This is a genomic window from Bradyrhizobium sp. CCBAU 45321 (assembly GCF_028128975.1).
GTDB lineage: Bacteria > Pseudomonadota > Alphaproteobacteria > Rhizobiales > Xanthobacteraceae > Bradyrhizobium > Bradyrhizobium yuanmingense.
This window is the reverse complement of the sequence record NZ_LFKZ01000126.1, coordinates 278,297-296,328: the sequence shown is the minus strand read 5'-3', so window position 1 is coordinate 296,328 and position 18,032 is coordinate 278,297. Positions and strand designations below refer to the sequence as shown.

At 66.0% G+C, this 18,032-nt stretch carries 19 protein-coding genes; 16 read left to right on the top strand and 3 right to left on the bottom strand.

Annotation, left to right across the window (positions count from 1 at the left end; all coding sequences use genetic code 11):
* Positions 1 to 27 precede the first annotated feature (27 nt).
* A complete protein-coding gene (locus ACM43_RS24790; protein WP_271543528.1) occupies positions 28 to 216 on the bottom strand; it encodes a hypothetical protein in 189 nt (62 codons plus the stop codon).
* A 78-nt stretch (positions 217 to 294) separates the two neighbouring features.
* Between ACM43_RS24790 and ACM43_RS24785 the strand changes: the two genes are divergently transcribed.
* Positions 295 to 1,167 (top strand): Crp/Fnr family transcriptional regulator, encoded by an 873-nt coding sequence (locus ACM43_RS24785; RefSeq protein ID WP_271543526.1) that lies wholly within the window; start codon positions 295 to 297, stop codon positions 1,165 to 1,167.
* A gap of 41 nt (positions 1,168 to 1,208) precedes the next feature.
* Here the strand turns inward: ACM43_RS24785 and ACM43_RS24780 are convergent, their stop codons facing one another.
* Positions 1,209 to 2,090 (bottom strand): HpcH/HpaI aldolase/citrate lyase family protein, encoded by an 882-nt coding sequence (locus ACM43_RS24780; RefSeq protein WP_271543524.1) that lies wholly within the window; start codon positions 2,088 to 2,090, stop codon positions 1,209 to 1,211.
* A gap of 100 nt (positions 2,091 to 2,190) precedes the next feature.
* Here ACM43_RS24780 and ACM43_RS24775 point away from each other — a divergent pair, with 100 nt between their 5' ends.
* The 13 genes from ACM43_RS24775 to trmB all read left to right on the top strand — a co-directional run bounded on the left by ACM43_RS24775 (position 2,191) and on the right by trmB (position 14,078).
* The gene (locus ACM43_RS24775; RefSeq protein WP_271543522.1) at positions 2,191 to 2,832 is read left to right on the top strand and encodes a carbonic anhydrase; all 642 of its coding nucleotides are present in this window, start codon (positions 2,191 to 2,193) and stop codon (positions 2,830 to 2,832) included.
* Positions 2,833 to 2,991: 159 nt separating this feature from the next.
* Positions 2,992 to 3,687 carry a tRNA (adenosine(37)-N6)-threonylcarbamoyltransferase complex dimerization subunit type 1 TsaB gene (gene tsaB, locus ACM43_RS24770; protein WP_271543520.1) on the top strand — a complete coding sequence of 232 codons (696 nt, stop codon included), beginning with the start codon at positions 2,992 to 2,994 and terminating at the stop codon, positions 3,685 to 3,687.
* Positions 3,684 to 4,169, top strand: a complete 486-nt coding sequence (gene rimI / locus ACM43_RS24765; RefSeq protein WP_157285952.1) for a ribosomal protein S18-alanine N-acetyltransferase — start codon at positions 3,684 to 3,686, stop codon at positions 4,167 to 4,169. The genes tsaB and rimI overlap by 4 nt, the downstream gene beginning before the upstream one ends.
* Before the next feature lie 40 nt (positions 4,170 to 4,209).
* Positions 4,210 to 4,665, top strand: a complete 456-nt coding sequence (locus ACM43_RS24760) for a Fur family transcriptional regulator (protein WP_109141846.1) — start codon at positions 4,210 to 4,212, stop codon at positions 4,663 to 4,665.
* A 195-nt stretch (positions 4,666 to 4,860) separates the two neighbouring features.
* A complete protein-coding gene (locus tag ACM43_RS24755) occupies positions 4,861 to 5,541 on the top strand; it encodes an HAD family hydrolase (RefSeq protein ID WP_271543517.1) in 681 nt (226 codons plus the stop codon).
* Positions 5,542 to 5,738: 197 nt separating this feature from the next.
* Complete coding sequence (gene miaB / locus ACM43_RS24750) at positions 5,739 to 7,133, top strand: tRNA (N6-isopentenyl adenosine(37)-C2)-methylthiotransferase MiaB (protein ID WP_271543515.1); 1,395 nt, start codon at positions 5,739 to 5,741, stop codon at positions 7,131 to 7,133.
* A gap of 64 nt (positions 7,134 to 7,197) precedes the next feature.
* Entirely contained in the window at positions 7,198 to 8,193 is a 996-nt protein-coding gene (locus ACM43_RS24745; protein WP_036008958.1) for a PhoH family protein, read from the top strand.
* Positions 8,194 to 8,252: 59 nt separating this feature from the next.
* Positions 8,253 to 8,762, top strand: coding sequence for an rRNA maturation RNase YbeY (ybeY, locus tag ACM43_RS24740; RefSeq protein ID WP_271543512.1), 510 nt, complete (start codon positions 8,253 to 8,255; stop codon positions 8,760 to 8,762).
* Between the two features lies 1 nt (position 8,763).
* Positions 8,764 to 9,882 carry a hemolysin family protein gene (locus ACM43_RS24735; protein ID WP_036008986.1) on the top strand — a complete coding sequence of 373 codons (1,119 nt, stop codon included), beginning with the start codon at positions 8,764 to 8,766 and terminating at the stop codon, positions 9,880 to 9,882.
* Complete coding sequence (gene lnt / locus ACM43_RS24730) at positions 9,879 to 11,492, top strand: apolipoprotein N-acyltransferase (RefSeq protein ID WP_271543508.1); 1,614 nt, start codon at positions 9,879 to 9,881, stop codon at positions 11,490 to 11,492. Before ACM43_RS24735 ends, lnt begins: the two co-directional genes overlap by 4 nt.
* Positions 11,493 to 11,711: 219 nt before the next feature.
* Positions 11,712 to 12,125 (top strand): helix-turn-helix domain-containing protein, encoded by a 414-nt coding sequence (locus ACM43_RS24725; RefSeq protein ID WP_018319423.1) that lies wholly within the window; start codon positions 11,712 to 11,714, stop codon positions 12,123 to 12,125.
* Between the two features lie 85 nt (positions 12,126 to 12,210).
* Complete coding sequence (locus ACM43_RS24720) at positions 12,211 to 13,368, top strand: M20 family metallopeptidase (RefSeq protein ID WP_271543506.1); 1,158 nt, start codon at positions 12,211 to 12,213, stop codon at positions 13,366 to 13,368.
* A complete protein-coding gene (gene trmB, locus ACM43_RS24715; RefSeq protein WP_271543504.1) occupies positions 13,365 to 14,078 on the top strand; it encodes a tRNA (guanosine(46)-N7)-methyltransferase TrmB in 714 nt (237 codons plus the stop codon). The genes ACM43_RS24720 and trmB overlap by 4 nt, the downstream gene beginning before the upstream one ends.
* Before the next feature lie 125 nt (positions 14,079 to 14,203).
* On the opposite strand, the gene ACM43_RS24710 is transcribed toward trmB, so the two are convergent.
* Complete coding sequence (locus ACM43_RS24710; RefSeq protein ID WP_271543502.1) at positions 14,204 to 15,286, bottom strand: DUF2336 domain-containing protein; 1,083 nt, start codon at positions 15,284 to 15,286, stop codon at positions 14,204 to 14,206.
* A 358-nt stretch (positions 15,287 to 15,644) separates the two neighbouring features.
* On the opposite strand from ACM43_RS24710, the gene rimP reads away from it, so the two are divergent.
* Positions 15,645 to 16,400, top strand: a complete 756-nt coding sequence (rimP, locus tag ACM43_RS24705; RefSeq protein WP_271543500.1) for a ribosome maturation factor RimP — start codon at positions 15,645 to 15,647, stop codon at positions 16,398 to 16,400.
* Between the two features lie 2 nt (positions 16,401 to 16,402).
* On the top strand, positions 16,403 to 18,013 hold the full coding sequence (gene nusA / locus ACM43_RS24700; protein WP_036024506.1) for a transcription termination factor NusA: 1,611 nt from the start codon (positions 16,403 to 16,405) through the stop codon (positions 18,011 to 18,013).
* The last annotated feature ends 19 nt before the right edge of the window (positions 18,014 to 18,032 follow it).

Genomic DNA, 18,032 nt, shown 5'->3' with positions numbered 1-18,032 from the left:
TCGCGACGCGACGGAGTGCGCGAGCCCTCAGCCCTTCCGCATCACCGCGATCGCATCCGCGATCTCGTCACCGCTACCGCCACCGAGAAAGACCCGACCACCTGCCGGACCGCTGATGGCAGCGTACAGCAGAGCTTTCACCTCTTGCGCATCGCCCGGTGGCAACGGGCGTAAATAGTATGACTGTTTGCGCGGCCAGGATGCGGGAAAGCTCACCGCAAATATCCGTGCTTGATCTCGACTATGAGCTCTGTTTGGATCGCTACCGTTCCGCAATTCGCATTTCGGATAATCATGGCGAATGAAACAGATGATTCCCGTCGTTCGTTGGGTGCTCGTTCAACAGAGGACACCGTGACTGCCCACCGCAAGGGCATCGGGAATCGGCTGTTGGCGGCGCTGCCGCCGGCGGATCTCGCTTTGCTGACGCCCCACTTCCAGAAGGTCTCGTTCGAACCAGATGCCGTCCTGGTGCGATCGGGCGACGAACTCGACCCGGTCTATTTTCCCCATAGCGGCGCGATCGCCTTCATGCTCGATATGCCGGACGGGCAAACGGTCGCGACCAGCTTGATGGGACGCGAAGGCGCTTTGGCCTCGTTCTCCGTGCTCGGCCCCTCGCCTTCGTCCGTGACCGCGATTGCTCGCACAGCCGGCACTGCATCGGTGATTTCCGCCGCCAAATTTCGCGCTGCCCATGTGCAAAGCGCAGCGATCAGGAATGTCGTGCAGGTCCACGCCCGCGCCGTGTTGCTGCAGCTCCAGCACGTCGCCGCTTGCAACGCGCTGCACCGGGTGGATGGCCGAATGGCGCGGTGGCTCCTGCAGCTTCACGACCGCGTTCCGGAGGACCTGCTTCCGGTGACGCAGGAGGCGCTGGCGCAGCTGGTTGGGGTACGGCGGACGACAGTGACTTTGACGATGAGCAAGCTACGCGAGGCCGGCGCCATCCCGTCCGAGCGGCGCGGGTTTGTCGAGATCCATCGGACGCGGCTCGAGAGGATCGCATGCGATTGCTATGCGCTCATGCAGCGCACGATCGATCGAATGTATTGCCAGGAATTGGCGGCGCCGCAGCCTGCCGATGCGCCGTTCCGGCAAAGCGCCATCGCCGCCTCCCACGGAGCAGGCGCTGAATTCAAGGCCGTTTCGCGGGCGGGACGATAGAGCGCAATACTTGCGGCGCGTGGAAAAGTTGATCTCGCGCCTCAGCCCTTCCCCATCGCCGCGATCGCGTCCGCAATCGCGATGGTGCGCCGGGCCATGTCGGCGTGCAGGCGCTCCACCATCGCACCGTCAAGGCGGATCGCGCCGCGCGAGGCGTTCTCCGGCAGTTCGAACGCCGCGATGATCTTTCGCGCGCGGGCGACTTCCTCCTCCGGCGGGGTGAAGATGGCGTTGCAGGCGTCGATCTGGGAGGGGTGGATCAGCGTCTTGCCGTCGAAGCCGAGATCGCGGCCTTGCGCGCATTCGGTGGCGAAACCGTCGGAATTGGCGATGTCGCTGTAGGGACCGTCGAGGATCTCGAGGCCGTGCGCGCGGCTCGCCAGGATGCAATGGGTGATCATCGGGATCATCGCGGCGCGGCCCGGCAGCATCCTGATCCGCGTCTCGCGCGAGATGTCGTTCGGGCCGAACACGAAGCCCGAGAGACGGCGCGAGGGATCGCGGCCGGCGGCGGCCAGTTCCTCGGCATGCAGCACGGCGCGCGCGGTCTCGATCATGGCCCAGACCTTGACGGTCGGCGCGGCGCCGAGTTCGGCCAGCTTGCGGCCGATGGCGTCGAGATCCTCAACACTCGAAACTTTTGGAACCAGGATGCCGTCCGGCGAGGCCTTGGCAGCCATGGCGGCATCATCCGGCCACCAGGGCGTGTCGAGGCCGTTGGTCCGGATCAGGACCTCGCGCCTGCCAAATCCCTTGGCGGCGATCGCCGCCGCAATGCCGTCGCGTGCCGCCGCCTTGGCCTCAGGAGCGACGGAATCCTCGAGGTCGAGGATCAGGCCGTCGGCGGGGAGATTGCGCGCCTTTTCCAGCGCGCGCGGGTTGGAGCCGGGCATGAACAGATGGCTGCGGCGCGGGCGGGTCATGCTGCGTTCCTTCCTGGTCTGTCGTCCCCCAGCCGATAGCATTTGGCCTGCCCATTCGAAAGGCTTGTCGGCCTTGGCGGTATGTGATTAGGCATGGGCCATGACGACATTCCCGACGCACTTGCTGGAAGGCTACAAGGCCTTCGCCACCCAGCGGCTGCCGACCGAGCAGAACCGCTACCGCGAGCTCTCGGTCAAAGGGCAGTCGCCTGAGACCATGGTGATCGGCTGCTGCGACTCCCGGGTCTCCCCCGAGGTGATCTTCGACGCCGGGCCGGGCGAGCTCTTCGTCGTCCGCAACATCGCCAATCTGGTGCCGACTTATCAGCCTGACGAAGGCGCGCACGGCGTCTCGGCAGCGCTGGAGTTTGCGGTGACAGTGCTGAAGGTGAAGCACATCGTGGTGCTCGGCCACGCCCAATGCGGCGGCATCCGCGCCTTCATCGACAAGATCGAGCCGCTCACGCCCGGCGACTTCATCGGCCGCTGGATGCAGATGTTCATCAAGCCGGGCGAGGTGGTCGAGCAGCGCGAGCACGAGACCATGGCGCAGTTCGTCGAGCGCATCGAGAAGGCCGCCGTGTTCCGCAGCCTGGAAAACCTGATGACCTTCCCGTTCGTCCGCAAGGCCGTGGAGAGCGGCCGGATGCAGACCCACGGCGCCTATTTCGGCGTGGCGGAGGGGTCGCTGTTCGTGCTGGACAAGGCGACCAAGGAATTCAGGAACGCACGCAAGGGATAATCCTGCTCGCCGGCGGGCAAGGCGGCTTGTCCGCAAGGCGCGCCTTTGCCGGCTCGCAAGAGGGCATATCGGGAGCTTGCAAATCGTGCGTGACGAATGGCGGACAGGCGCCTGGTTCGCTAGAGTGTTCTCCATTCGCCACTCGCCATTTGCTCCATCATGCTGATCCTTGCCATCGATACTGCGCTCGAAGCCTGCGCGGCCGCCGTTCTCGACACCGATGCCGGCGAGCTCCTCGCGCGGGAATCGCAGCTGATGAAGCGCGGCCATGCCGAGGCGCTGATGCCGATGATCGCGCGTGTGATGCAATCGGCCCGCCTCGCCTTCACCTCGCTCGACCGCATCGCCGTCACCGTCGGGCCCGGCAGCTTCACCGGCCTGCGCGTCGGCATCTCGGCGGCGCGGGGCCTTGCGCTTGCGGCGAAACGGCCGGCGGTCGGGCTGACGACGCTGTCGGCCTTTGCCGCTGGGGTCGTCGCCAAGAGCGGAACGGTGCCGGTGATCTCTGCGATCGATGCGCGGCACGATCACGTCTATTTCCAGATCGTCGCCGGCGACGGCAGCCAGCTGGTGCGGCCGGCTGTCGCCTCCATCGACGCGGCGATCGCGGCCTCGCAACACGGTGCGCCGCATCTGGTCGGCAATGCCGCCGGGATCCTCGCAGGTCGCTGGCCGAAGGACGGACCGCAACCCGTTGTGATCGACGCGCAGCCCGCGCCCGACATCAGCTGGGTCGCCTGGCTCGGCGCGGCGGCCAATCCCGACACCAATCCAGCGCGGCCGTTCTATCTGAAAGCGCCCGACGCCAAGCCCGCGGCATCGACGCCGCTCCCAGCACAAGCCGCGACCTCATGATGAGATGGCTGTCGGAGTGGTGGCGCGGTGGCACCGCCGCCGTCGAGCCCGCGACCATGCGCGATGCCGCGCGCCTCGCGCAGCTGCACGGCGCCTCCTTCGCGCACGGCTGGGGCGAAGGCGAGTTCGAGAGCATGATGAGCGAGCGCAACACGCTGGTGCATCGCTTGCGGCTCGGCCGCAAGACGATCGGCTTTGCGGTGTCGCGGATCGGCGCGGACGAAGCGGAGATTCTCTCGATCGCGGTGGACGGGGCTTATCGCGGCCGGGGGCTCTCCCGCACGCTGCTGATGACCCATCTCGGCCACCTCGCCGGGCGCGGCGTACGCACCATATTTCTGGAAGTGGAGGAGAACAACCAGCCGGCGCGGCGGCTTTACGATCGAGCCGGATTCGTGGTGGTCGGGCGCCGCGATCGCTACTATAAGCAGCCCAACGGGGAACAATTGAACGCCCTTCTGATGCGGCGTGACTTGTCGTAACATCGGCGGCAGAAAAGCGCCCGCCCAGGCAGACAACGCTATGACCACACTGAAACATTCTTCTGCGTCCAAGGCATCCGAGATCGAGGCGCGCTGCGCCGCAACGGGCATGCGCATGACCGAGCAGCGCCGCGTCATCGCCCGCGTGCTGGCGGAAGCGATCGATCATCCCGATGTCGAGGAACTGTACCGGCGCTGCGTTGCAGTCGACGACAAGATCTCGATCTCGACGGTCTATCGCACCGTGAAACTGTTCGAGGACGCCGGCATCATCGAACGCCACGATTTCCGCGAGGGCCGCGCGCGCTACGAGCAGATGCGCGACAGCCATCACGACCACCTGATCAATCTGCGCGACGGCAAGGTGATCGAGTTCACCTCCGAGGAGATCGAGAAGCTCCAGGCCGAGATCGCCCGCAAGCTCGGCTATCGCCTGGTCGATCACCGGCTCGAGCTCTATTGCGTCCCGCTCGACGACGACAAGCCGACGAATTGATGAACCTACCTTTCGGCGCGCTCTCTTCACCTCTCCCCGTTGGGGAGAGGTCGATTTGCGAAGCAAATCGGGTGAGGGGCCTCGGGTCCCACGAGAGATCTAAACCCCTCACCCGGCGCTTCGCGCCGACCTCTCCCTTTGGGAGAGGTGGTACCACCTACGCGGCACGAGAGTGCCCGACCAAGTAAGGCTCTGATGCCCATCGACCTCATCATCTTCGATTGCGACGGCGTGCTCGTGGACAGCGAGGTGATCTCATGCCGCGCGCATGCGGACGTGCTGACGCGCCACGGCTATCCGATCACGTCGGAGCAGGTGTTCGCGCGCTTCCTCGGCCGCTCGACAAAGCAGGCCAATCTCGAGATCGAGACCGAGCTCGGCCGCAAGCTGCCCGAGGCCTATCACGGCGATCTCCAGGACGAGCTGTTTCGCGCATTCGAAGCCGACCTCGAAGCGATCCGCGGCATCCATGATGTGCTGGATGTCGTCACGCAGGCCGTCTGTGTCGCCTCCAGCGGCTCACATCCGCGCATGCGCGTGAGCCTCGGGAGCACCGGGCTGTACGAACGCCTCGCACCAAACATCTTCTCGGCCTCGCAGGTGACGAACGGCAAGCCGGCACCGGACCTGTTCCTGTTCGCGGCGAGCCAAATGGGCGTGCCGCCCGAGCGCTGCGTCGTGATCGAGGACAGCCTGGCCGGCATCGCCGGCGCCCGGACCGCCGGCATGACGGTTTTCGGCTTTTACGGGGGCAGTCATTGCCGCGACGGATATGGCGAGACGCTGCGCCAGGCGGGCGCCGACTTGATCTTTGGCGACATGCATCAGCTGCCGGAGCTGGTCCGGCGGGTCGAGGCGGACGCCGTGGCGGGCTGATTGGTGCCGTCATTCCGGGGCGATGCGCCGGGACCGCGAAGCGCGGCCCGGAGCATCGAACCCGGAATCTGGCGCCAAAACCTCTGGATTCCGCTGGCGCGCGCCCCCGAATGACGAGCGGAAATGGCTCCATTCGCTGGATTTTCGGCCCTCCAGCCTATATCTGAGGGCCGTCCTCCACCTCCATTTCGGGTTCCATGACGCCGCCGCGCAAGCTGCACATCAAATCATATGGCTGCCAGATGAACGTCTACGATGCCCAGCGCATGGTGGACACGCTGGCCCCGGAAGGATTCGTGGAGACGGCGAGCGCGGAGGATGCCGACCTCGTCATCCTCAACACCTGCCATATTCGCGAGAAGGCCTCGGAGAAGGTCTATTCCGAGCTCGGCCGCCTTCGCGTCGCCAAGGACGAGGCCGCGCGTGCGGGCCGCGCGATGAAAATCGCGGTGGCGGGCTGCGTGGCGCAGGCCGAGGGCGAGGAGATCGTGCGCCGCGCGCCTGTCGTCGACGTCGTGGTGGGCCCGCAGAGCTATCATCATCTGCCGGGGCTGTTGAAGCGCGCCGAGGACGAAGGCCGCGCGATCGAGACCGAATTTCCCGCCGCCGACAAGTTCGGCTTCCTGGCCCAGCCGAAGCCGGACGCGATCCGCGCGCGCGGCATTTCCGCCTTCGTCACGGTGCAAGAAGGCTGCGACAAGTTCTGCACCTTCTGCGTCGTGCCCTATACGCGCGGCGCGGAGGTGTCGCGCCCCGTGGCGAAGATCGTCGAGGACGTGAAGCGGCTCGCTGACAACGGCGTGCGCGAGCTCACGCTGATCGGGCAGAACGTCAACGCCTATCACGGCGACGGCCCGGACGGAAAAACCTGGCCGCTCGGCCGGCTGCTCGAACATCTGGCGACGATTCCCGGCATCGCGCGGCTGCGCTATTCGACCAGCCACCCCCGCGACGTCGACGACAGCCTGATCGCGGCCCATCGCGACCTCGGTGCCCTGATGCCGTTCGTGCACCTGCCGGTGCAGTCGGGCTCGGACCGCATTTTGGCGGCCATGAACCGCAAACATACCGCCGATGATTACCGGCGGGTCATCGACCGTTTTCGTACCGCACGCCAAGACATTGCTTTTTCATCGGATTTCATCGTCGGCTTCCCCGGCGAAAGCGAGCAAGATTTTCTCGCCACCCTCGCGCTTGTCACGCAAATCGGCTACGCTGCGGCCTATTCGTTCAAATACTCCGCCCGGCCGGGAACGCCGGCCGCGGATATGCAGGAGACGGTGTCCCCCGCCGAGATGGACCAGCGATTGGAGCGGCTCCAGGAACTGATCGACAGCCAGCAATCGGCCTTCAACAAGGCCGCGATTGGCTCAACGGTCGACGTGCTGTTCGAGCGTCCGGCGCGCAAGGAGGGCCAGATCGTGGGCCGCACCGCCTACCTCCAGCCCGCCCACGTAATGGCCGCGCCCGACATCATCGGACAGATCCTGCCGGTCAGAATCGACAGCCTCGAGCGCTACAGTTTTCTCGGCGAGCTCGTGACGCCGCGCAAGATGCGCGAGCCCGCTTTATCGCAAGCCAGTGGAGCCTGAACCCTTGCCCAAAAGCGCATCGGATTCGTCTTCGTTCGCTCCCAGCCGCAAGTTCGACCGCGACATGCAAGTACCGCCCGAGACCCAGGTCGTCATCGACTTCGACGACAACCGCGCCGCTTCCGCGCTGGTCGGCCCCTACGGCCAGCACCTGGCGCAGATCGAGCGGCGGCTCGGCGTCATCGTCGATTCCAAGGGCAACCACATCACGATCGGCGGCACCCGCGACGGCTGCGACGCCGCGCGCCGCGTGCTGGAGATGCTCTACGCGCAGGCCGCGAAGGGCCACGATCTCGACCAGGGTGAGGTCGAGGGCGCGATCCGCGCCGTGATCGCGCAGGGCTCGCTGTTCGAGTTCGACGCCAAATCGGCCAAATCGACCTTCGACAGCATCAATCTGCGCAAGCGTCCGGTGCGGGCACGCACGGCGGCGCAGGATTCCTACATCCGCGCGCTGAAGCGGCACGAGCTGGTGTTCGGCATCGGCCCCGCCGGCACCGGCAAGACCTGGCTCGCCGTCGCGCATGCCGCGCAGCTGTTCGAGCGCAAGGAGGTCGACAAGATCATCCTGTCGCGCCCGGCGGTGGAAGCCGGCGAGCGGCTCGGCTTTCTCCCCGGCGATCTCCGCGAGAAGGTCGATCCTTATCTGCGGCCGATCTATGATGCGCTCTACGACCTCATGGATGCGCGCATCGTCGAGCGCGCGCTGCAGACCGGCGAGATCGAGATCGCGCCGCTCGCCTTCATGCGCGGCCGCACGCTGACCAATGCCGCCATCATCCTGGACGAGGCCCAGAACACCACGTCGATGCAGATGAAGATGTTCCTGACGCGTCTCGGCGAGAACAGCCGCATGATCGTGACGGGCGATCCCTCCCAGATCGACCTGCCGAACGGCCAGACCTCGGGCCTGGCCGAGGCGACCCGCCTCCTGAGCGGCGTCGAGGGCATCGCCCAGGTTCATTTCAAGGCGGAGGACGTGATCCGCCACGAGCTCGTGGCGCGGATCGTCGCCGCCTATGAAGGGCCGCCGCAGCGGCCGGCCACCGGTCAATCCTGACGAGGCAACACCGGACCCAAGAGGGCCCGAGCACGGCGCCCTTCGTCCGAGACAACACAATGTCCCATTCCAACCTTCCCATGACCGAGGTCCTCGTCGTCGCCGATTGCTGGCAGCGCGAGCCCGATTCCGAAGCCGTGATCCAGCGCGCACTGGCGGCGGCCGCCGAGAGCGTCGACGAGGACGTTGCCGACGCGGAAGTGGCCGTAATGTTGACCGATGATGCCGGCATCCGCACGCTCAACAGCAACTGGCGCGGCATCGACAAGCCGACCAACGTGCTGTCGTTCCCGGCGCTGCAGCCGGAGGGCGCCTGGAAGCCGGGCGATGCCCCGCGCATGCTCGGCGATATCGCGATCGCCTATGAGACCATGCGGCGCGAGGCGGACGAGGAGCACAAGCCGTTCGACCATCATCTGAGCCACCTCGCCGTGCACGGCTTCCTGCACCTGATCGGCTACGACCACGAGAACGACGACGACGCCGAGGAGATGGAAGCGCTCGAAACCGAGATCCTCGCTTATCTCGGCATCCCCGATCCCTATGCCGATCGCCCGGGGACGCACTGAGATGCCGGATTCCGAGCCTACCCACGACAATCCCCGCACCACGGCCAATTTGCCGGTTGTGGTGACGCCGGGCGAGGTGCTGCGCCCGAGTGCCGAAAGCTGGCTGCTGCGCGCCATCCGCACGCTGTTCGGCTGGAAGGCGGGGTCGGTGCGCGACGACCTCCAGGTCGTGCTCGACGCCTCGACGCCCGACGACACCGGCTTCTCCGCGGTCGAGCGCACCATGCTGCGCAACATCCTCAGCCTGCACGAGCGTCGCATCGCCGACGTCATGGTGCATCGCGCCGACATCGTCGCGGTCAAGCGCGACATCCCGCTCGGGGAATTGATGGACCGCTTCGAGAGCGCCGGCCATTCGCGCCTCGTCGTCTTCAACGAGACGCTCGACGATCCCGTCGGCATCGTCCACATCCGCGATTTGCTCGCCTTCATGACCGCGCGCGCCCGGGTGTCGGAAGCCACCAAGACCAAGCGCAAGAAGCCGCTGCCGGCCGGGCTCGATTTGCGCGCAGTCGATCTCGCGCTGCCGCTTCACGAGGCGCACATCATCCGCAAGCTGCTCTACGTACCGCCGTCGATGCGGGCGATCGACCTGCTCGCGCAGATGCAGGCCTCGCGCATCCATCTGGCGCTGGTGGTCGACGAATATGGCGGCAGCGACGGGCTGGTCTCGATCGAGGACATCGTCGAGCAGATCGTCGGCGAGATCGACGACGAGCACGACAGCGACGAGCCGCCCTCGATCGTGCGCCTGCCCGACAACGCCTTCATTGCCGACGCCCGCGCCAGCCTCGACGACGTCCGCTCGGTGATCGGCGAGGATTTCGTCACCGGCGAGGCAGGCGAGGAGGTGGAGACGCTGGGCGGCTATCTCGTCAGCTTCGTCGGGCGCCTGCCGGTGCGCGGCGAGGTGATCTCGGGCCCCGGCAATTACGAGGTCGAGGTGCTCGATGCCGATCCGCGCCGCGTCAAGCGGCTGCGCATCGCGACGCGGAAGGAACGCCCGGCGCCCCGCACCCAGCGCGAGAGCCGGCGGCGTGAAGCCACGCCGGAGAGCGGACAAGCGCCGGCCAGCGACACGCCGACATCGCCGCCGCGCGACGGGGCCGCCTCGCAGTGAGCCCATCGCAGCGCCTCCGGCAAATTGCGCTCGCCATCATCCTCACCTGGGGATGGCAGCGCGCAGTCGTCGCCATGGCGGCCGGAGCCTTGTCGGTGCTGGCGCTGGCGCCGTTCAACCTCTTTCCGGTGCTGTTCGTCACCTTCCCGGTGCTGGTCTGGCTGATCGACGGCGCCGGGGGCGGCCGCTATGGCGGCGTGCCCGCCGCCGCCTTGACCGGCTACTGGTTCGGGCTCGGCTATTTCGTGCCCGGCCTTTACTGGATCGGCTACGCCTTCTTCGTCGAAGCCGACACATTCGCCTGGCTGACGCCGTTCGCGGTGCTGGGCCTGCCGGCCTATCTTTCGATCTTCACGGCGATCGGCTTTGCGCTGGCGCGCCTGCTCTGGAGCAAGAACGCCACGCGCGTGCTGGCGCTCGCAGCGAGCCTCACCATCAGCGAATGGCTGCGCGGCCATGCGCTGACCGGCTTCCCCTGGAACACGTTCGGCTATGCGCTGTCCGAGCCATTGCCGCTGGCGCAGACGGCCTCGCTGATCGGCCTGTGGGGCATGACGTTCCTGACGATTGCGGTCTTCGCGAGCCCGGCGACGCTGATCGACCGCACGCCGGATCGGCGCCTGCAATGGCGGGTGCCGGCCGCGGCCGTCGCGCTCCTGCTTGTCATGGGCATCTTTGGCGCAATCCGCCTGTCGCTGCATCCGGCCACGATCGTATCCGGCCCCAAGCTGCGCCTGATGCAGCCCAACCTGCAGCAGGACGAGAAATTCAACTATGCCGCCAAGCCGGAGGTGATGAAGAAGTACCTTGCGCTGTCGGACCGCGCCTCCGGCCCGCAATCGACCGGCGTGCGCGATGCCACCATCCTGATCTGGCCGGAATCCGCCTTTCCGTTCTTCCTGACCCGCGAAGCCGACGCGATGGCGCAAATCGCCGATCTGTTGCCGAAGGGCACGGTGCTGATCACGGGATCGGTCCGCGCGCCCGATGTGCCGCGGGGCACGCCGATCACGCGCGCCTACAACTCGATCTACGTGATCGATCACGACGGCAGCGTGCTCGCCGTCTACGACAAGCTGCATCTGGTACCGTTCGGAGAATTTCTTCCGTACCAGCCGTTGATGGAGAAGCTCGGTTTCGAGCAACTGACGCGTGTGCGCGGCGGCTTCATTCCAGGCACCGTGCGGCATGCGCTCCCCGTTGCCGGCGCGCCGCCCGCGTTGCCCCTGATCTGCTACGAGGCGATCTTTCCCGACGAAGTGGCTGTGCGCAACGAACGTCCGGGCTGGATCGTGAACCTGACCAATGACGGCTGGTTCGGCATCTCGACCGGTCCCTACCAGCACCTGGAGCAGTCGCGAATGCGCGCGATCGAGCTCGGATTGCCGCTGGTCCGCTCGGCCAATACCGGCATCTCCGCAGTGATCGATCCGGTCGGCCGCACCGTCGCGAGCCTAGGTCTCGGCCTCGAAGGCATTTTGGACGCAAACCTGCCGGCCGCGATCCCACCGACCGTTTATGCACGGGTGGGTGATGTGCCCGCAATCATGCTCGTCGCGGTGGCCGTGCTGTTGGCGGTCCGCCGACGAATAGGCAAACGCCAGCCCTGATCGCACCGCCGCCGCAGCGGCCGGAATCCTTTGACAACCGTAGTCCCACGGTTGACAGACTGCACGCGGGCTCCCCATTCTGCACCGGCTGCGAAAGATGGCGGTGCATTGCTAAATTTCTCCGCAATGTTTCCCAATAACAGGGTTTGATTTTGACGGTGCTGCACCCGAGGCATGCTTGATCATTGCGCCGAAGGTGGTGTTTGGAGGGCTGAGGAAATGTCGAAAGCGCCCAACCCTGTTGACAAATATGTCGGCAGTCGCGTGCGCATGCGCCGCATCATGTTGGGCATGAGCCAGGAGAAGCTCGGTGAAGCTTTGGGCCTGACTTTCCAGCAGATTCAGAAGTACGAGAAGGGCACCAACCGGGTCGGCGCAAGCCGCATCCAGCAGATCGCGGAGATTCTGCAGGTGCCGGTGTCCTTCCTGTTCGAGGGCGGCCCGAGCGGCGTGCCGGGTCCGGATGGCTTCAGCGAAGGCGCCTCGCCCTCTTACGTCTCGGACTTTCTCGCCACCTCCGAAGGGCTCGCTTTGACCAAGGCGTTCACGCGAATCACTGATTCGAAGATGCGCCGCTCGATCGTCGATCTCGTCGAGCAGATTGCGGCCCGCGAAGGTCCGGACAAGCGTTGAAGCTCATGTCCCCCGCGATTTGAGACTGCATCAAATCTGGCCTATGTCGTCATTTACGACCGCGCTTTGATGCGCGTCCGCTTCGATGATGCGATTCAAAGGCACAGATGCGTCCATGACCGGCTCCAATTGGTTCGATTCACAAACTATTCTCGATGGCATCCGCCGCTGGGTGGAGATCGAGACGCCGACGGAAGCACCTGAACAGGTCAACAAGCTGGTCTCCGTGGTCGCGGAGCAATACGGCGACCTGCCCGTCACGCTCGAGCGCATCGCGGGCGTGGACGGCTGCGGCGACCATCTCGTGGCGCGCACGAATTGGGGGCAGGATCAGCCGGGCATCCTGGTGCTGAGCCATCTCGATACCGTCCATCCCATCGGCTTCATCGAGCGCCTGCCGTTCAAGGTCGAAGGCGACGTCGCGTTCGGTCCGGGCATCTACGACATGAAGGGCGGCGCCTACATCGGCCTCCACGCCTTCCGCGCGCTTTGCGCGACAGGCGATCGCTCGCCGCTCGGCATCACGCATCTGTTCACGTCCGACGAGGAGATCGGCAGCCCGACCTCGCGCGCGCTGATCGAGCAGGAAGGGCGCAAGGCCAAATACGTGCTGGTGACCGAGCCGGCGCGCGACGGCGGCAAGATCGTCACCGGGCGCAAGGGCGTCGGACGCTTCCGGGTATTCATCAAGGGCGTGCCCGCGCATGCCGGCTCGCGGCCCGAAGACGGCCGCAGCGCCGTCCGCGAACTCGGCAACGTCATCCTGGCGCTGGAAGGAATGAACGATCTTGCGCGCGGCGTGACCGTCAATGTCGGCGTGGTGCGCGGCGGCACGCGCCCCAACGTCACGCCCGAGGAGGCCTATGCCGAAGTCGATCTGCGCGTCGTGAGCCTGAAGGACGCGGACGAGTTCGTCGGCAAGATTCTCTCTTTGACCTCGAAGACCGGTGGCGTCACCGTCACGGTCACCGGCGAGCTCAACCGTCCGCCTTACGAGAAGAGCAATGCAGGCGCCGCGCTGTACGAGCATGCCAGGACGCTCGCCGGCGAGATCGGCTTCGAGCTGATCGACACCCACACCGGCGGCGGCTCGGACGGCAATTTCACCGCCCCGCACACCGCAACCCTCGACGGGCTCGGCGTCGACGGCAAGGGTGCACACACCCATTATGAGCAGCTCTATGTCTCCTCGCTCGCACCGCGCGCGCGGCTGCTCCATCGGCTTTATCAGACGCTGCGATGAGCGAACGTAAATCAAGCCCCGACCGCGACGACAGCGAGCGCGCCTTCTTCGGGCGCCGCAAGGGTCACAAGCTGAGGCAGCACCAGGCCGGCTTGATCGAGCAGCTGCTGCCGCATCTTGCCCTCGAGATCGACGGTCAGGCGCCGGCGGACGCGCGCGACATCTTCGATCCCGCAGCCGACGACGTCAGGCTCGAGATCGGCTTCGGCGGCGGCGAGCATCTCGCGGCCGAGGCGCAGAACTTCCCCGCCACCGGCTTCATCGGCTGCGAGCCCTATGTCAACGGCATGGCCAAGATCCTCGCGCAGATCGAGGCGGCCAACATTGGCAACATCCGCCTGTTCGCGGGCGATGCCGCCGAGCTCTTGGCCTGGCTTCCCAAGGAGTCGCTGTCGCGCATCGACCTGATCCATCCCGATCCCTGGCCGAAGCGGCGACACTGGAAGCGGCGCTTCGTCCAGGACCGCACCATTGCGGTGATGGCGCGCGTGCTCAAGCCGAACGGCGAATTCCGCTTCGTCTGCGACATCGACGATTACTGCGCCTGGACACTGTCGCATCTTGCGCGCTCGCAGGACTTCGTCTGGCTTGCCGAACGCGCCGACGATTTCCGTCTTCCATGGCCGGGCTACACCATGACGCGCTACGGCCGAAAGGCCGCGCGCGAGGGACGCAAGGCGGCTTATCTGCGGTTCAGGCGGGTGGGTTAGCCGTCATTGCGAGGAGCCCGCGACAGACTGCAAGGCAATTTGCGCTGGCGACGAAGCAATCCAGAGCGTTTTCGCGGAACGAGTTCTGGATTGCTTCGCTCCGCTCGCAATGACAAAGCGCGGAGCTAAATCGTCTGCCGGTTGCGCCAGAAATTCACGACGCGTTCGGCGGTCGTCGGCATCAGGCGCGTGAAATTCACGCGGGCGGCCTCGATGTCGGCATCGGCCGGCGTGCGGTTCGAACCGTACCAGAGCAGGATCAGCGCGCGCACCGTGGGCCAGCCGAGGTTCAGCACGCGGCCCAGGATCAGCAGCGGATCGTAGCGGTCGCCCGCGATCAGGCGGTCGAGGACCTGGAGGCGAACGCCCGACATCGCCGATAGCGCGGCGACCGATTCCTCGTATTTGTTCGCCTTGGCGAAACCGAGCAGCGCGCTCTCGCCGAGATGGCCTCCGCGGTGCAAGGTCAGCACGGTGTGCTGTGCCGCGGAGAAATCGCGGCGCGGGCCCGGCGGCAGCGCCGCCTCCTCGATCGCCGCCATCGCGCGCTTGATCTCGGCCTGGCGCGCGGGATTGACCACGGTGGAGAGACGGCGGCGGATGACGTCGAGCGTCCCGTCGAGCAGCTGCTTCAGGTGCTCCCCGGAAAGGTCGTTGCGCTGGCCGATCCTCAACGTCAGCACGCCGTCCTGCGCCGCGCGCTTGATCAGCTCGGAATAGCTTCCGGGCGAGAACACTGCACCGGCATTGGCTGCGGCACGGCGCACCACGTCGCGATCGCCGCGCTCAACCAGCACGTCGGTGACGACGGGCGACAAAGCGGGACGCTCGGTCATCGCCAGCAGATGACCCTGGCCCTTCAAGCGCGCGATCTCGACCAGAGCCGCATCGTCGAGCACGGGTGAGCGGCGCAGCACGGGGCCGGCGACCGCGATCTCGTTTTCGCGCGCGAGCTGATTGACGAGGTGCGGCGGCGCGTTGTTCAGGCGCGAGAAACGCTCGGCCAGATCGGCGCGCGAGGCCAGCTCGGCATGCGGGACGAGATCGATCAGGAGATTGTCGAAGAGATTGATCAGTTCGGGGCGGAGCTTTTCCGCGTCCTGGAAGAACAGCTGGGAAATGGCGCGCGCGATCTCGCCACGACGCCTCGGGTCGCCGCGCTTGACGATATCGTCCAGTCCAGGAATGAGCGACGTGGCAACGGTCATGAAAACGCAACTCGAACGGGGCACGCCGCGGGTGCGCCCTTGGTTCAAGCCGCCCCACAATCGGGAAATCTAGGCCTGCTTGATGAAGGAAGCGTTGCGCAGGGCCGGCTGACGGGCGCAAAAAGGCCCTGTTGCCGCTGCAATGGGCCTTGTCCGGGGGGTAGGAAAGCGCTATATCAGCGCCAATTCATCTTCTCATACGATCCGCGTAGTGAGAGTGGGCCCGCAAGGACCCGCTCTTTTTTATTACCTGAACGCGGCTCGGCGGGAGATGCGCCCGACGCGTCGTCGGGAAAGTTCCGAAGCGGGCTTTGAAATCGTAACCAAGCCTTAACCAACGAGCGCCCTGACCCTGGACATGACCGAACCGAACCCTGGTTCCACGGATGCCGAATTGCTGGCCGAGCCGCGGCTCGTGGTCGAGCCCGGCGTCGCGGCGCGGGTGTCCGCGGTGGCCGGTCCCGTGCTGCAGGGCATGGGCTACCGCCTGGTCCGGATCCGCATTTCCGGCGAAGCCGGCTGCACCGTGCAGATCATGGCTGAGCGGCCGGACGGCTCGATGCAGATCGAGGATTGCGAGGCGATCTCGCGGGCGCTGTCGCCCGTGCTCGACGTCGCCGATCCCATCGACCGCGCCTATCGGCTCGAGATCTCCTCGCCGGGAATCGACCGCCCGCTGGTGCGCCGCTCCGATTTCGAGCGCTATTCCGGGCACCTGGTGAAGATCGAGATGGCGGTCGCGCATGAGGGGCGCAAGCGCTTCCGCGGCACGCTCGGCGCCGTCGAGGGCGACCGCGTGCATCTGCATCGCGACGATGCCAAGGCCGGCGACGATGCCGACGTTCTCCTGACCATGGAGGATATCGGCGATGCCCGGCTGGTGCTGACCGACGAGCTGATCGCCGAATCCATGCGCCGCGGCAAGGCCGAGGCGCGCGAGATGCGGCGCAATCTCGGTCTCGAGCCGCCGCAGGCGCCGCACGCCAGAATCAGCGAGAAGATCACCAAGAACACCAAGCCGAAGAAGAAGCCGGCCCCGACCAACACGAAGAAACATCGCCTTGCCGCCGAACGCGCGCGGCGCGGCGAGATCGAGCCTGACCAAGGAGACTAGCCATGGCAGTCAGCGCCAACCGACTCGAATTGCTTCAGATCGCCGACGCCGTCGCACGCGAGAAGTCGATCGACCGCGGCATCGTCATCGCGGCGATGGAGGACGCCATCGCCAAGGCGGCGCGCGCCCGTTACGGCAGCGAGACTGACGTTCATGCCGAGATCGACCCGAAGAAGGGCGAGCTGCGGCTGTCGCGCCACATGCTGGTGGTCGACAAGGTCGAGAATCATTCCAACCAGATCTCGCTGGTGGACGCGCAGCGCGCCAATCCCGGCGCCCAGGTCGGCGACACCATCGCCGACACCCTGCCGCCGCTGGAATATGGCCGCATCGCCGCGCAATCGGCCAAGCAGGTCATCGTGCAGAAGGTGCGCGAGGCCGAGCGCGACCGGCAGTACCAGGAATTCAAGGACCGCATCGGCGACATCGTCAACGGCGTCGTCAAGCGCGTCGAATATGGCAGCGTGATCGTCGATCTCGGCCGCGGCGAAGCCATCATCCGCCGCGACGAGATGCTGCCGCGCGAAGTATTCCGCAATGGCGACCGCGTTCGTGCCTACATCTTCGACGTCCGCCGCGAGACGAGAGGCCCGCAGATCTTCCTCTCCCGCACCCATCCCCAGTTCATGGCGAAGCTGTTCGCGCAGGAAGTGCCGGAGATCTATGACGGCATCGTCGAGATCAAGGCGGTGGCCCGCGATCCGGGCTCGCGTGCGAAAATCGGCGTGATTTCCCGCGATTCCTCGGTCGATCCGGTCGGCGCCTGCGTCGGCATGCGCGGCTCGCGCGTGCAGGCGGTGGTCAACGAGCTGCAGGGCGAGAAGATCGACATCATTCCATGGTCGCCCGACATCGCGACCTTCGTGGTCAACGCGCTGGCGCCGGCGGAAGTCTCCAAGGTCGTGATCGACGAGGACCGCGAGCGCATCGAGGTCGTGGTGCCCGACACCAACAACCAGCTCTCGCTCGCGATCGGCCGCCGCGGCCAGAACGTGCGCCTGGCCTCGCAGCTCACCGGCTGGGATATCGACATCCTGACCGAGCAGGAGGAATCGGAGCGCCGCCAGGCCGACTTCGAGAACTCGACCCGCGTCTTCATGGAATCGCTCAACGTCGACGAAGTGGTCGGCCAGCTGCTGGCGTCCGAGGGCTTCACCTCGGTCGAGGAGCTCGCGATGGTGGACGTCAAGGAGCTCGCCGGCATCGAGGGCTTCGACGAGGAGACCGCGCAGGAGCTGCAGAATCGCGCCCGCGAATACCTGGAGCAGCAGGAAGCCGAGCTCGAGGCGAGGCGCAAGGAGCTCGGCGTCGAGGACGCGCTCAAGGACGTGCCCGGCGTGACCTCGAAGATGCTGGTGAAGTTCGGCGAGAACGACATCAAGAGCGTCGAGGACCTCGCCGGCTGCGCCACCGACGATCTGGTCGGCTGGACCGAGCGCAAGGAAGGCAGCGAGCCGACCAAGCACGCCGGTGCGCTCGACGGCATCGACATCTCCCGTGACGACGCCGAAGCGATGATCATGCAGGCCCGCGTCAAGGCCGGCTGGATCACCGAAGCCGATCTCGCCAAGCCCACCGAGGAGGCCGAGGCGACCGAAGATCAGCCGGCTTAAGGGCAAAGGAGAATGTCGC